General features: G+C 57.4%; 12 protein-coding genes. 5 read left to right on the forward strand and 7 right to left on the reverse strand.

Annotated elements, in window-relative coordinates; all coding sequences use genetic code 11:
- Positions 1-2: 2 nt before the first annotated feature.
- From C7401_RS09670 to C7401_RS09685, 4 genes are all read left to right on the forward strand, one after another.
- Positions 3-722 carry a hypothetical protein gene (locus C7401_RS09670; RefSeq protein WP_112171173.1) on the forward strand — a complete coding sequence of 240 codons (720 nt, stop codon included), beginning with the start codon at positions 3-5 and terminating at the stop codon, positions 720-722.
- Between the two features lie 40 nt (positions 723-762).
- Entirely contained in the window at positions 763-1,617 is an 855-nt protein-coding gene (locus C7401_RS09675; RefSeq protein WP_244314847.1) for an alpha/beta fold hydrolase, read from the forward strand.
- A gap of 38 nt (positions 1,618-1,655) precedes the next feature.
- On the forward strand, positions 1,656-2,663 hold the full coding sequence (locus C7401_RS09680; protein WP_112171175.1) for a zinc-binding alcohol dehydrogenase family protein: 1,008 nt from the start codon (positions 1,656-1,658) through the stop codon (positions 2,661-2,663).
- A gap of 169 nt (positions 2,664-2,832) precedes the next feature.
- Positions 2,833-4,524: an FAD-dependent oxidoreductase gene (locus tag C7401_RS09685; protein WP_112171176.1), complete on the forward strand. Its 1,692-nt coding sequence runs from the start codon at positions 2,833-2,835 to the stop codon at positions 4,522-4,524.
- A 247-nt stretch (positions 4,525-4,771) separates the two neighbouring features.
- Here the strand turns inward: C7401_RS09685 and C7401_RS09690 are convergent, their stop codons facing one another.
- The 5 genes from C7401_RS09690 to C7401_RS09710 form a co-directional block, all read right to left on the reverse strand.
- The gene (locus C7401_RS09690) at positions 4,772-5,911 is read right to left on the reverse strand and encodes an L-dopachrome tautomerase-related protein (RefSeq protein WP_244314849.1); all 1,140 of its coding nucleotides are present in this window, start codon (positions 5,909-5,911) and stop codon (positions 4,772-4,774) included.
- Between the two features lie 284 nt (positions 5,912-6,195).
- On the reverse strand, positions 6,196-7,560 hold the full coding sequence (locus C7401_RS09695) for a dihydrolipoyl dehydrogenase family protein (RefSeq protein ID WP_112171177.1): 1,365 nt from the start codon (positions 7,558-7,560) through the stop codon (positions 6,196-6,198).
- A 79-nt stretch (positions 7,561-7,639) separates the two neighbouring features.
- Positions 7,640-9,073, reverse strand: a complete 1,434-nt coding sequence (locus tag C7401_RS09700; RefSeq protein WP_112171178.1) for a catalase — start codon at positions 9,071-9,073, stop codon at positions 7,640-7,642.
- A gap of 67 nt (positions 9,074-9,140) precedes the next feature.
- Complete coding sequence (locus C7401_RS09705) at positions 9,141-9,947, reverse strand: alpha/beta fold hydrolase (protein WP_112171179.1); 807 nt, start codon at positions 9,945-9,947, stop codon at positions 9,141-9,143.
- A gap of 257 nt (positions 9,948-10,204) precedes the next feature.
- Positions 10,205-11,014: an SDR family NAD(P)-dependent oxidoreductase gene (locus C7401_RS09710; protein WP_112171180.1), complete on the reverse strand. Its 810-nt coding sequence runs from the start codon at positions 11,012-11,014 to the stop codon at positions 10,205-10,207.
- 438 nt (positions 11,015-11,452) lie between these two features.
- On the opposite strand from C7401_RS09710, the gene C7401_RS09715 reads away from it, so the two are divergent.
- Positions 11,453-11,821, forward strand: a complete 369-nt coding sequence (locus tag C7401_RS09715; protein WP_112171181.1) for a BON domain-containing protein — start codon at positions 11,453-11,455, stop codon at positions 11,819-11,821.
- 1,034 nt (positions 11,822-12,855) lie between these two features.
- Here the strand turns inward: C7401_RS09715 and C7401_RS44915 are convergent.
- A complete protein-coding gene (locus C7401_RS44915; RefSeq protein ID WP_165841889.1) occupies positions 12,856-13,029 on the reverse strand; it encodes a hypothetical protein in 174 nt (57 codons plus the stop codon).
- A gap of 385 nt (positions 13,030-13,414) precedes the next feature.
- On the reverse strand, positions 13,415-14,671 hold the full coding sequence (locus C7401_RS09720; RefSeq protein ID WP_112171182.1) for a sensor histidine kinase: 1,257 nt from the start codon (positions 14,669-14,671) through the stop codon (positions 13,415-13,417).
- Between the last annotated feature and the right edge of the window lie 96 nt (positions 14,672-14,767).

Below are 14,767 nucleotides of genomic sequence, written 5' to 3' on the forward strand. Positions count from 1 at the left end.
GCATGAATTCTCTCGCGCAAACAATCATCGATGCCCATGGCGGACTCACGCAATGGCGCAAGTTCACGAAAATTCATGCCGACCTCTCGCAAGGCGGTGCGTTGTGGGCACTAAAAGGTAAAGGCGGAATACTCGATCAGACGACTGTCACCGTAGCGACCGATCGCCAATGGGCATCGCACGCGCCGTTCGGCACGCTCGCGGCACGCACGGAATTCACCGGCGATACGATTGCACTTCTCGACGAATCGCAGAACATCGTCGAAACAGCCAACAAGCCACGCTCGTCCTTTGCTGGCCACACGCTCGAAACGCCCTGGAATTCACTGCAGCTCGCATTTTTTGCGGGATGCGCAATGTGGACGTATCTGAACACGCCGTTCGTCCTTGCATGGCCCGGCGTCGAATGTGAAGACGCGGGCGAGTGGAAGGAGCAGGACGAAATCTGGCGCAAGGTGATCGTGCGTTACCCCGATTCGCTAGAGGTATTCAGTAAAGTCCAGGCAATCTATGTCGACGCTGACCATCTTGTCCGACGTCTCGACTATGACGTGGAAATTGCAGGGAACACACCCGGTGCGCACTACGTAACCGACTACACCACGGTTTCTGGAATCCGCATCCCGACCAAGCGGCGCATCTTCCCCCGGCTCCCGGACGGCTCCTCGCTCCCGGACCCACTCGTCGTATCGATCGACCTGAGCAATATCAGTCTCACCTAAAAACTTGACGGGGCGCAGTCTGCGCTCCGGAGGAATATCCGTGAATACCAATCGCTCATCCGGCGTCGAAACTCAATTCGTCGAAGTGTCTGGTCTCCGTTACGCCATGCGCCGTTTCGGCAACAGCAACGGCGGCCTGCCGCTGCTCTGCCTTCAACACTTCACCGGCACGCTTGACAACTGGGATCCGGAAATCGTCGATGCGCTCGCCGAGGATCGAGAAATCATCCTCTTCGAAAACGCTGGGGTTGGCCGTTCGACTGGAACTGTCCCAGCAACGATTGCCGAAATGGCCGCGCACGCAATGAAGTTCATTGATGCGATCGACGTGCCCAAGCTCCACATCCTCGGCTTCTCATTAGGTGGCTTCCTGGCGCAGGAGATCGCAATCGAGATGCCGGACCGCGTGTCACGCATCATTCTTTCGGGTTCCGCCCCCGAAGGCGGCGAGGGGGCAGGCATGGATCGCCCCGAACTTGTCGCGATCTACACCGATGGCGACATGCCGATGAGCGAGAAGCTCAAGCGCCTGTTTTTTCCCTCTACGGCAGATGGTAGGGCGGCGGCGTCCGCCTTTGTCAATCGCCTTGACACCCGCAGCGCAGAGCCCGACCTACCGGCAGGCCCAGACGTAGCAGGGACACAACTACAGGCCATGATCGCGTGGGCAAACTGGAAGGGCGATGTGCGTGGGAAGCTGGCGAAGATCGGCCATCCGGTACTTGTTACCAATGGCGACAACGACATCATGATCCCAACGAAAAACAGCTTTGTTCTCGGAAGAGATCTGCCGAATGCAACGCTCATTGTGTATCCGAACGCGGGCCATGGTGCCCTGTTCCAATACGCATCGACCTATACCGCACACGTACGTGAATTCTTGCGCGGCGAATAGAGCTTGTTCGTCCCACCTCAGTCATCAAGGAATGTTATATGAAAGCCATCGTCTACTCGCAGGCAGGCCTGCCTATCGATGATCCGCAGGCGCTGTACGAAGTGGATTTGCCAAAGCCTGAACCGGGCCCCCGTGACCTTCTCGTAAAAATCGAAGCCATCTCCGTAAACCCGGTAGACAGCAAACTGCGCCAAGGCATGCAGCCACCTGGCGCGCGTATTCTCGGATGGGATGCAGCAGGAACTGTGGAATCGGTTGGAGCGGAGGTCAGGGGTTTCAAGCCTGGCGATGGGGTCTGGTATGCCGGCGACATCACACGCCCGGGAAGCTATGCAGAATTTGGACTCGTGGATGAGCGCATCGCTGGGCATCGCCCCACCAGCATTTCTGCTGCGCAAGCGGCTGCGTTGCCCCTGACAGCCATTACTGCATGGGAATTGTTGTTCGAGCGTCTCAAGGTTGCAGAGCGCGGCGGGCAAGGTGAAAGGCTGCTCGTCATCGGCGCAGGCGGCGGCGTGGGCTCGATCCTAGTGCAGCTGGCGAGCAAATTGACCGAACTCACTGTGATTGGCACGGCATCGAGAACAGCCTCACAGGCCTGGGTACGTGAGCTCGGAGCCAATCATGTCATTGATCACGCAAAGCCACTGCGTCCGCAGCTGGAAGAGCTCGGGATCAAGCAAGTCGATCACGTCATCAGCCTGACGCATACGGACTCATATTACGTGCAGATTGTGGATCTGCTCAAGCCGCAAGGCCAACTCGCGCTGATCGATGATCCCTCTACACTTGACGCGATGCCGCTCAAGCGCAAGTCAATCTCGCTTCACTGGGAGTTCATGTTCACCCGGTCGATGTACCGGACTGCTGACATGGACAAGCAACATCTCCTGCTTGATCGTGTTGCCTCTCTCATCGACCAGGGAACGCTTACGTCAACGCTAGGGCAACACATCGGAATCGTCAACGCTACCAATCTGCGAAAGGCGCACGCACAGATAGAGAGCAACAAGGCCGTCGGCAAGATCGTTTTGGAAGGCTTTTGACAGACGGGAGTAAGTTCCCTCTTCAAATCCGGCTCTGATCGCGTCGCTGTGCCCCTCCAGTTCTAAATACGGATCGCGGCTCGCGAGTGGTTCCTAAACATCACCACATGCCAGCCGCGGCTTCCGTGTCGACTAACCAACGATTTCCTCCCCGACTCAGGAACTATCAATGCAACCTCCGAGCGATTTCGATGGTCGTTCCGGCGAACTACCCGCTCCAGTGACACAACGCTCCGTCAATTCGTCACGTCGAGAGCAGATGTATCCGACGCTCTCCGACGACGAAGTGTCCCGCATCGCGCGGTTCGGAGAAGTCCGGGTATGGCCAGACGGCTCGTCCATGTTCGAGATCGGCGATCCGGGATTCGGAATGTACGTCGTACTCACCGGCGAGATTCGGGTAACGCGCCGGGATGCTTTCGATCGCGCGATTGTCATCAACGAACAGGGGCCTGGCAATTTCGTCGGTGAAGCCGGACAGCTTTCCGGAAGCCGCTGTCTCGTTGATGGTCATGCAATCGGCGAGGTTCGCGCCATACACCTGCAGCCCGCGCAGCTACGCTCGCTACTCATTGCCGAGGCAGAACTCGGCGAGCGAATCATGCGTGCTCTAATCCTCAGGCGCGTAGGCCTCATCGAAAGTGGCAGTGGAATCGTTCTCGTAACTGACGCGCCTACGCAGAAACTAAATGCGCTCCAAAGCTTTCTCTCTCGCAACAATATTCCCCACACGGTAGTCAACGCCGACGTGGATGGGGAAGTATCGCAGTTCCTTCAGAAGTGGTCTCATCATCGCCCCGAATATCCAATCGTTCTTAGCCCGGATGGCGTAATTCTCCACGCTCCCACGGAAGCACAACTTGCGGAAGCCTTGGGTTGGCTGCCCGAGTTCGGAACTGATGAAGTTTTCGACGTCGCTATAGTCGGCGCCGGGCCCGCTGGCCTGGCAACCGCCGTTTATGCCGCGTCCGAAGGACTTCGCGTAGTTGTGCTTGACCCACAAGCTCCAGGCGGACAGGCTGGCGCAAGCGCGCGCATCGAAAACTTCTTCGGATTTCCGACGGGCATTTCGGGGCATTCACTTACGGCACGAGCTTTCGTTCAGGCTCAAAAATTCGGTGCCCGCTTCGCAATCCCCCTAGCGGTTACATCTCTCGACTGCGCTTCGTCGCCGTTTCAGTTGCAGCTCGCAAACAAGACAGCCATCAGATCCCGCAGCGTGGTCATCGCATCTGGCGCCGCATACCGCAGACCGGATATCGATGGGCTCGCACGCTTTGAAGGGCGAGGCGCATACTATTGGGCGTCTCCAGTTGAGGCAAAGATATGTACTGGACAGGACGTCATCGTCGTCGGTGGAGGGAATTCGGCCGGACAAGCAGCTGTCTATCTTGCCTCACATGCGCGGCGCGTTGTCATGCTTGTTCGCGGGCGAAACCTGAACGCCAGCATGTCGCAGTATCTGATTGAACGCATCGCGACGCTCAAGAACATTGAGGTTCATTACAACGCCACCATCACCGCCCTTCACGGGTCCGCAAATCTCGAAACTGTTGAAATTCTCGAGGAATCCGATCGGACGACCCGTGAGATAGGACATGTGTTCCTTTTCATCGGCGCCCACCCAAACACCGAATGGCTCAGTGGATGCGGCGTAGCGGTTGACCCCGGCGGTTTCGTTTTGACTGGGACCGCGGCCTCCACCGGTTCCTCTGAGCACGAAACCAGCGTCAATGGCATATTTTGCGCAGGCGACGTGCGTCGCGGTTCCGCGAAACGCGTAGCAGCGGCCGTTGGCGATGGAGCCTCTGTGGTTGCGCAAATTCATCAATATCTCGAACGTCAGATCCCCTCTCTCTGACAATCACGCCGCCGCTATCTGCACCGTCGAAACGCCGATTATTTGTTGCCGGACTTATTCGCGACTGCTGGCGTGTTTTCGACCTGTTGGCGTCGGGAGGGCCAAGAAATCGTTGAGCAACCCGATGAGGCAAATTTCTTGCCTTGTCGGGCTCGTAGCATGGTCGATCCGCGGCCCTTCAACAGAGGGCGCGCGGCAATCGCCCCATAGCGGACAGTCTCCGGTATGGGAACACACCGCGCCCCCCTCAACTTCTGGCATCGGGCAGACGAAGGCGATAAAGCTCGATGGGCATATTCATTGTGGACTTCCCGTGATTAAAGGCCGGTGCACCATCGATTTGCGGCACAGGGAGGAATATGTTGCCGTGCCCATCGATAAAAGGCGCGTCGACCCAGCGCAGCCGGTTATCTCGAATCACCGTTGAGATGGTTCCGTCCTGCGCTCGGAGCATCAATGAATTATCGGCGAGCGGTGTGTAATAGAGACTGCCGTCTGCGTCCATTGCGGTGCCCCCGACCGGTGGCATATCGGCAAACCATGGCGTCACGTGCTCCGCGAGTAACTGTTCGCTCAGGGATTCATCATCGAGATATCTGGTCTCGATCTGGGACATCGGCCCCGAAAGTGGCCCAAAGTACAGCACTCTGCCGTCGGGACTTAGTTCTAGCGGATCAGCGTTGACCTTCAATGGCTTTCCATCTGCACCTGCAAGCACCTTGCCATTGACAACGATCTTGTCATCCGCTCTGGCATGGGTGAACACCGCGCTGTCGAAATGCCGGTGTACCGATCCGTCTTCGAGGTTCAGCACAAGCAACGCCCCCTCACCGGCATCCGTGAGATAGGCATGCGTACCATTGATCCGGATATCGTCAACGTAGGTGTGTGTGCGGAGCGCACCTTTAGGCAGTATGTAGACTCGTATGATCGCGTCTGTGCGTGGATCGATTCGTACGATCTTGGCGCCGCTCTCAATCGGACTCCCACCAAAATCCGGCGAACCGGTATCAACGATCCACAAGTCTCCGCTAGCGTCTGCGTGGATCGCATTGACGCTGACGAAACGCCTAGATGCATCCGAGCCCGGCTTCCAATCGTTCCACGACGCATCCGGAAACGGCGTCAATTCACCGTGTTCCCCTGCAATGGCAACTGCCGGACCCACGCTCCCGGTCCAGCGGGGTGAACTCACGATGACCCGATTTCTTGAGTCGACAACCACTGCATTCCATGGCATTTTCTCACTTGAACGAACGCTGACAAGTTGCACCACTGAAGCTTCCTTGTGGGCCCTCGTCGAACCATCATCCGCAATTGCTACTTGTGTCGCGAAACTGGCCATCGCGCCCACGATCGCAAGCGCCAGTCGTTTTCTTTTCCGCATTTGACTCTCCTTTTTCCCGGTGCAATAGGCAGTACACGCAATCAATCCAGCACGCCTATTGAAGAATTCTGCTGTACCGAGTGACCTGCGAATAAGTGCCCGCGACAATATTCAGAATCAAAGAGACTTTGAAAGTCCCGCGACGTCAACGTACTCCAGAGAGCGCTCGGTACCCTCGTGTTTGGGAAGAGGACGCACGACAACAGTCTCGACGCACCCGGGGCTGAAATGCACAAGTCAACAGATCCTGCATGTGAGTTCCGGGGACGGCCGCTCCAGCGAGCCTAGTCAAGCGTGGCGAAGAGTAGATTCAGCCCTTCCGCAAGCAGAGGGTGAGCGATAATTGCGTCACGTATTGCGGTGTACGGCAGACCTCCGAGCATGGCCATCTGGACAACCGACGTGACTTCACCTGCCCCGGAGCCAACCATCGTAAAGCCAAGGATGCGCCCAGAATCGGGGGCCACGAGTGCCTTCATGAATCCACGCGTGGTGCCATTGGTGCGGGCGCGGGGAACCGCCATCATCGGCAAACGCGCCACCCGCACAGTGATTCCGAGTGCTTTTGCGTCCGATTCGTTGATGCCCACGCGGCCGAGTTCCGGCTCGGTGAAAAGAGCGTAAGGCACGACGCGCGACGCCGTGCTAGATGAACGCCCTTCGATCCGCGCTTTGAGCACGCGATAGTCATCAAATGAAGCGTGCGTGAACATGGGCGATCCAGCAACCTCGCCAATAGCCCACGTGTTCTTTGCGGTCGTCGCAAGCCTATCGTCGACCTTAATGTAGCCACGCTCATCGAGATCTACTCCAGCGAGATCCAGCCCGAGGTCGTTGGTCACCGGTTGTCGACCGGCTGCGACGAGGAGATGGCTGCCCTCGATCGAACCGCCATCATCGAATTCAATAGTGACCTTCTCGCCGGAAATTCCATCGACGCGGGTGATTGTCGTGGCCAGCGACAGGCGGATTCCATCCTCCTCGAATGCGCTCTGAATCTCGCGGCTGACGTCCTCGTCCTCACGCATTGCGACGCGCGGCATATTGTGGACGAGCGTAACCTGACTGCCAAGACGACGAAATGCTTGAGCCATTTCCAGGCCGATATAGCCGCCCCCGAGCACGATTAGATGCTCCGGCAGACTTTCCAGGTTCAGTGCCTCGATATGGGTCATTGGCCGGGAGCCGCGCAATCCTGGAATGTCCGGAATCACCGCGACGGTTCCCGTGTTGATATATACCTGGTCGCCAGAGAAGAGTTGTTCGGTGCCGTCATTCAGGCGAACGAGAATTCGTCGCGGTGCGACGAACCGGCCTGTTCCGAGCACAAGCTCGAGCCCGGACTGCTCAAACGAGCGACGATTGATGCCAACCATGCCGTCCACAACAGCACGAACGTTCGCATGCACTTTCGTCATGTCCACCCGCAGGTCAGGCTCGGCAGACATTGTGCGCCAGACCTGCATGTTTCGTGCGTTCTGGATCAGCGTCTTACTGGGAATGCACGCGACGTTGATGCATGACCCTCCGATCATTCCCCGCTCAATGAGCGCGACGCGCCTGCCTTTACGCGCCAGATCCATCGCCAGCGACTTGCCACCCTTGCCGCCGCCGAGAAATAAATATTCGAAATGTTTGATATCAGGCATGTACAGCTCCTCAATGAAGAGCGCGAGCTCCGCACCGCTGATAGGACGCTCGCGCTATCTACCTGGAATGGACCGGGTGTCAGTCACCCGTCAACGCGCTCCGTACACCGGCGCCGTAAGCTGGATCAATCTCCTCGAACTGCGCCACAACTCGATCAACGATGTCTTGTGGAACGCCGCCCATCGCGCGCACAATGTTGCCGAAGAGGCGCGTGCGCTGGCCTGCGTCGAACAACCGGAACAGCGCGCGAGGCTGACTGTAGTAATCGTCGTCCTCGCGATGATCATAGTGATCAACGGTGCCCACTGAGAGCGGCGGCTCGCCGGCATCGGGACGTTGAACAAAATCGCCGAAGCGGCTCGGCTCGTAGTTCACGTTGCCACCAAGATTGCCGTCGGTACGCATCGCGCCGTCACGGTGATACGAATGGAACGGGCAGCGCGGCGCGTTCACGGGAATCTGGTGATGGTTCACGCCGAGACGGTAACGCTGCGTATCGCCGTACGAGAACAGGCGGCCCTGCAACAGACGATCGGGCGAGAAGCTGATACCCGGCACCACATTCGCGGGCGTGAACGCGGCCTGCTCCACGTCGGCGAAATAGTTCTCCGGATTGCGGTTCAGCTCGATCGTGCCCACGTCGATCAGCGGGTAATCCTTGTGCGGCCACACCTTCGTGATGTCGAACGGGTTGTACGGTACCTTCGCGGCGTCAGCTTCCGGCATCACCTGCACGCGGAAATGCCACTTCGGAAAATTGCCCTTCTCGATCTCGTTGTAGAGATCACGCTGTGCCGATTCCCGGTCCTGCGCCACCACCTGCGCGGCCTCGGCGTCGGTGTAGTTCTCCACGCCCTGCGCCGACTTGAAGTGGAACTTCACGTAGAAGCGATCGTCGTTCACGTTGATGAACGAGAACGTGTGCGAACCGAAGCCGTGCTGCTGGCGATAGTTCTTTGGAATACCGCGGTCGCTCATGAGGATCGTCACCTGATGGAGCGACTCCGGATGGCGCGACCAGAAGTCCCACGCCGCCACGTTGCTGCGCATGTTGGTGCGCGGATCGCGTTTTTGCGTGTGAATGAAGTCCGGGAACTTGAGCGGATCGCGGATAAAGAACACCGGCGTGTTGTTGCCGACGATGTCCCAGTTGCCTTCTTCCGTGTAGAACTTGATCGAGAAGCCGCGCACGTCGCGCTCGGCGTCGGCGGCGCCGCGCTCGCCCGCAACCGTCGAGAAGCGCATGAAGATCGGCGTCTCCTTGCCTACCTCGCTGAAGACCTTGGCCTTCGTGAATTGCGAAACGTTGTGTGTGATCTTCAGGGTTCCGAATGCTCCCGACCCCTTCGCGTGTACCCTGCGCTCCGGGATGACTTCACGGTCGAAGTGAGCAAGCTTTTCAAGCAGCCACACATCCTGGAGCATCACAGGGCCCCGTGGCCCTGCGGTCTGCGAGTTCTGGTTGTCGACTACCGGAGCGCCGGCAGCATTGGTAAGTGTCTTATCCATCATTGTTTTCCGACTTTGCATTTGTAGGGCCTGCGAACCAGAATTCCCCTGGTGTGCGCGACTGTGCGCGTTATTCCGTAAAATTGAGAGGCTTCCCGAGTCCGAAGCCGATCAAATATTCGAGTGCTTTCGGATCGCCGGGTAAATCGAAATGCCCAACACCAGAGAGCGGGATCCAGACCACCGTCGGCCAGACAGAAGCCACGGCCTCGGATTGGGTACTTGGAATAATTTGATCATCAGTGCCGTGCAGGAGAAGCGCGGGCTGCGAAAGTTCAGCGACTTGTCGCTCAAAGCTGATTTCATCAGGATGCGTTCCAGTCATCGTGAAGAGCTGGTCAAGCCATTGGGCAACTGATGACGCCGGTAGTCCGGCCTTGACCGCGAAACGCCGCGCAAAATGGCCGTAATGCATTGGCGGCGCCAGTGCGGCGAAGCGGTCGACCTTAAGTTGTTGTCCCAGTGCATGCACGACACTGGCGCCACCATATGAATGCCCAACCGCGTAAGAAAACGGTCCGGCAAGCGCCTGAACCGCGGTGAGCGTAGACGCGGCAAGAGGCAGACTCAGATGAGCGCCGCTCGAATATCCGTGTCCGGGCAAGTCCGGCATCCAGACTTCGAAACCCGCGCTTACAAGAGCGCCCGACAGAGCATCCAACTCTGCAGCCTGACTTTGCCAGCCGTGTACAAGCAACGCCGGCTTGCCCTTGCCGCGGCGATGGACCCGAACCTCAACCTCAGGTCCGTCCAACCAATCCATGGGCGCGCGGACTTTAAGCGTGAAAGTGTCGACGTCCGGAGCAACTCGCCCGGGCGCCTTGCGCTTCACAGCCATGAAGAGGCGCCCCAGCTCTTCGAGCAGCGCTTGCGACATGCTGCTTCCAACGAACCGATTTTGACTCACGTCCCCCAATCTCCTCTGCGCGAATGAGATACCCCACGAGACCGTTCCTGGAGACTCCCGAACGGCCCTGCCTGAAATGGTCGCAACTCACGATGCTCGTGCGTGCTCTATGCACCCGCTGTGTGAGCGCGCCTGCCAGCCTTCTTCATGCACAAGCATGCTGCCCAGCCATCCGCTCCGCGCCGATCATGCGGCGCACGGGAGACAAACCACTCGGAGGAAGAAGATCAACAAGCGTTAGTGCCGACCACGTATCGTGGAGCCGGCGTATTGTTGGAAAGTTGGGCTGCCAATGCGCCGCGAGATGTCTCGAACTGGTCCCATGCAGCGATCGCATGCAAGGAGGGAATCGTCACAAGTTCGCCGAGATCGAAACCCTTCAATGCAGCGTCCACCATATCGGAAGCGGACATAACAATTTCCTTGGGAAGGTGTTCCAGCGGAAGCCCGCCGATCTCCCAAAATTCGGTTGCGGTTGCGCCAGGTAACACGGCCTGAACCCGCACCCCTTTGTCGGCCAGCTCGTGATGCAGCGATTGGCTCAGCGCAAGAACAAACGCCTTGCTACCGCCGTAGACGCCATTAAGCAGTTCGGGGGTAATTGCGGCAATAGATGCAATGTTGATGATCGCGCCGTTGCCACGCGCCGCGAACTGCGGGCCGGCCGCGTAAGTCAGACGCGTCAACGCCATCACGTTGAGCTCGATCAGCTTCGTCATAGCATCGGCGTCGCTGTCGAGCAGGGTCTTATGTGTGCCAACGCCAGCATTGTTCACGAGCAGGTTGATGTTCGTGTCTTCTTTGAGCTTCGTCTCGACACGCGCGAGTGCGCTTCGATCACCGAGGTCAGCCACGATAGTCTGGATCGTTCGCCCAGTTTCATTGCCAATGTCTCGTGCAAGCAGGTCTAGCCTGTCGCGATTGCGTGCAACCAGAATGAGGTCGTAGCCGCGTTGGGCGAGACGCGCTGCATAAACAGCGCCGATGCCTGACGATGCGCCCGTGATCAGCGCGGTACCCGGTTGTGCGTGTGGCATGTTTTTTCTCCATGAAGTTTAGATGCGCTGGACCGCAACGGGGCGAACACTGGACATAGAAGACGCAGTGGCCGGATCTGTGTTATCTGATGCGTCGAAGTTTATTGGCCAATGACGGCGCGGATCAACGGGTCGCGAGCATAAAGAGAATTCAGTCTCCCCGAAGATTCAACCGATATTGGAAAAATATGGAGAGACGTCAAACACAAAAATGAACCGTGTTCATGAGAAATCGAAGACCTACGCGTGAGATCTTGTGAGGCCCCGCAGAACTGTCGATGGGTTGAAAAGACGGCGTTTATATTCTATACCTCGAAATCTCTGAATGCTGTATTCGGCTCTAGGCCATTGAGCGTGGTTATCAACATGCGTACCATTTCCCCGGGCATCAACACCCTCTGCCTTTCCAGATTCATACCTCAAACATCGGAGTCTCAAATGAAGAAGTCGCTTGCTTCCATCATGTATGTGACCTATCTCGCGTTCGCCATCCCGGCTCATGCTGCCGAAGAGAATTACTCGCCGCCGGTTGCGACGCATGTCGCGCACCAAGACAGCGCGAAGAGCCAAAAGAAGGCTCAGCGCGCCGCCGATCGCGCCCTTGCCAAACAGGTTCGCACTGCACTGACGAAAACCAAGGGACTGCAAACCATCAACATCACTGTTCTGGCTCGGCATGGTGTCATCAGTTTGTCCGGATATGTACCGGACACCGAACAGGTCCAACTTGCAGGCAATACCGCGACGCAGATCGCAGGCGTGACTTCGGTGACAAACAATCTCGTGCCGGGAGAAGCGGGACACTAAAGGCTGTTGATGTCGGGGGCGTCGCGTGTGTGAGTGTGTACACGCCCCCAAGAAACTTCGCATGCTACCCACTTGGGCCAGATGTTGAGAATGCCGATCTCAAAGAAACTGCTTTCGTAGTTTTTTGAAAATCCGAGCTCGCTTATCGTGAAATTGGCCTTTATCATTCCGGTACCGCGTCCAGAACCCGGAAGCGTCACCAACCTCCACTGACTAAGCGCTCCCGAAGCGCAAAGCACGAGTACTTACCTGCCTCAGACCGACCTAACTCTCACAGCGCAATCAAGCAGCGTGAATCACGCCTCACCTCGGCGAACATCGTCGGTCTCGTCATGGCAAACACCGTTGAGTTTTTCGACTTCGCTGTCTATGCGATGTTCGCAGGATATATCGACCGCGTGTTCTTCCCGTAAGGGACGCTCTTCGACGGCTTGCAGTTTTCACTGGCCGCATTTGCCGCTGGTCATCTATCGCGCCCTCTTGGCGCGCTCACCTTAGGCCGCTGCGCTGAACGTCGCGGACCCGAAAAACGGCGTTAGTTAGAGGGAGCCTTATGACCCGTCGTAGCCTCGCGATTGCGGTAATGCCATCCCTTCGACGCGGTGGGTCTGCCAGCGTCGTTGGTCGTGCTGCTTTGCCGGATGATCCGGGGATCCGCAATTGGTGGGGAACTTGGTGCGGTCGTTGCGACTCCCGGTCGAGCGCGGACCAACAGGTCGCCCCTCGCTATGTGGGCCGGATACCAGGTGGCAGCCCAAGCGGCAGCACAGATTCTTGCCGGAATTTCAGGCATGGCACTTGTGGAATGTCTTGCCGCAGCCGATCTCCATGCGCGGGGCTGGCGATTACCGTTTGCGTTCGCATGCAGACCTTCTACCAGTACAGTTTTATCTGCGACGGTCGATAGAGGAAGTCATGCCGTCGCATGAGTCAGATAAGCGATCAGCTACAAGCGAAACGCGGAGTTGGATCAAGCACTCGCTATGCTCCGTTGGAATGGTCTTTGGCGGCACCGTCCCGACCTATGTTGTAATTTACATCGCGGCTTTTGGGCTTTCAGGAACGTCGCCTTCTTCGTCATCCTCGTTCGCGATGGCATCTGCCATCGGTGCTGCGACCTCGCTGGCGCCGCTGATCGGCGCCGCGCTCGCAGACAAGATTGGCACGGGCATGATGATTGTCATCGCGCGGACAGCCACAGCAATCACCGTCTATCCTGTTTTCGCACTACTTTCGGGACATAACTCCCCGATGATCAGCGTGATCGCCATTTCAACTGTCGCGGCCTTGTCTGCACTAGGCGGCGTCCCGACCCTCGCATTTACCTTCGGAAATTGCCCGCTCAGAACAGGGCGGCGGGTCTCGCCTTCTCGTATGCGAATGGCGTCGCAATATTCGGAGGTACAACCCCGCTGGCTGCGTCCGCCATCGTGCGTGTAGCAGGATTTGCTGCAAAGACGGCCTGGTATATGATCTTTGCATCGGTCGTCGCGCTGAGTGCGCAACAATATCTTCAACGCGCACCCGATCACGAGATGCGATGGCAGAAGGTAACGTCCCTGACCTATCGCGTGCGCGCGGGTAACCCGACAGCTAACGGGTCGCGCCAAGCGATTCGGATATGGGCAGTGAAAAGAAGAAGCTGGTCCCGAAACCAAGCTTGCTCTCTACCCAGATGCGGCCTCCATGGGCTTCGACGATAGAGCGCGCAACGACAAGCCCCATTCCCATGCCCGACGACTTGGTTGTGAAGAATGGCTGGAAGAGCGACGAAAGCGTTTCCTCAGTCATGCCAGTTCCCGAATCTCTCACTTCAAACAGCGCCTCATCCGAACTGGTCCTGCTCGCGGCGACAGTAAGTCGCCGTTCTCCGCCCTCCGCCGAGTCGATCGCATGAACTCCGTTCAACAGCAGATTCGCGAGAACCTGCTGAATCTGGAGAGGATCCGCGAAGATCGAGAGATCTGCGTCCAGGCGTCTGTCGATAAAGACCGCTTTTGATTTTGCCTCCGATGAAATCAAAAAAGTCGCCGCTTCGACGACGCCACTTGCTGATGACAAAACAGAATGAACTGGAACCTTGCCGAGGAAGCCACGGATCTTTTTACAGATTTCCGTCGCATCTCGCGCCCAACGTGCTGAATCCCGGATAGCTTCGGTAGCCTGCCCGATATTTGGTGAGTCGTCTTGAAGCCATCGCAGCGCGGCGTCTGCCGAGGTCCGTGTGGCCGAAAGCGGTTGGCTGATTTCGTGCAGGATTGAGGCCGCTACTTCGCCGAACAGAGAGACGCGCGCTGATCGCGCCATTTCCGCTCGCATTGCTTGCATGCGATCGTTGCTCTCCTTTTGTGCGGTCACGTCAAACCCATAGAAACAGAGACGACGATAACCGTCCTCATGCTTGGGAAGGGAGCATCGCCATACGATCGGCACCCGCTTGCCAGAAAACGTCACCAGCGTGCGTTCGCCTTGACACGCATCACGCCCCTCGAACATGGCCCGATAAACGGCGATGTTGCTAGTGCGATCAGCAGGAAGCAGTTGCTTTGCGCGTTCGAAAAAAGCAGCTTTCGTTCCCGCTTCGAATAGCTCCACAACGGCATCATTGGCCTCGACAAAAGAATGTAGTGCCCTCAAGTCAGCCACGGCCTGTGGATGTGAGCCGAACCACACATCGAGATCCGCTATGCCGCTGTGGCGTAAATCCATGATCGCCTGATAAACACGCGACCAGTCTTCAACCATAATCGGAATGGGTGCCGAAAGGAAGAGCTGATAGTTGGACAGATCGAATTGCAGCGCTCTCCCTTCCTCAAATCGTTCATCATCGTGGGGGAGAGAGAAATTCATCTTGGGCGTCCGGTAAGAAGATATCAGGCTATGGAATGAATTGATATCGGCGCACGTAATTTCCCAGTCGGGAAAACGAATACTCCGCACCAAAGC

The sequence above is a fragment of the Paraburkholderia unamae genome (assembly GCF_003268775.1).
Taxonomy (GTDB): domain Bacteria; phylum Pseudomonadota; class Gammaproteobacteria; order Burkholderiales; family Burkholderiaceae; genus Paraburkholderia; species Paraburkholderia unamae.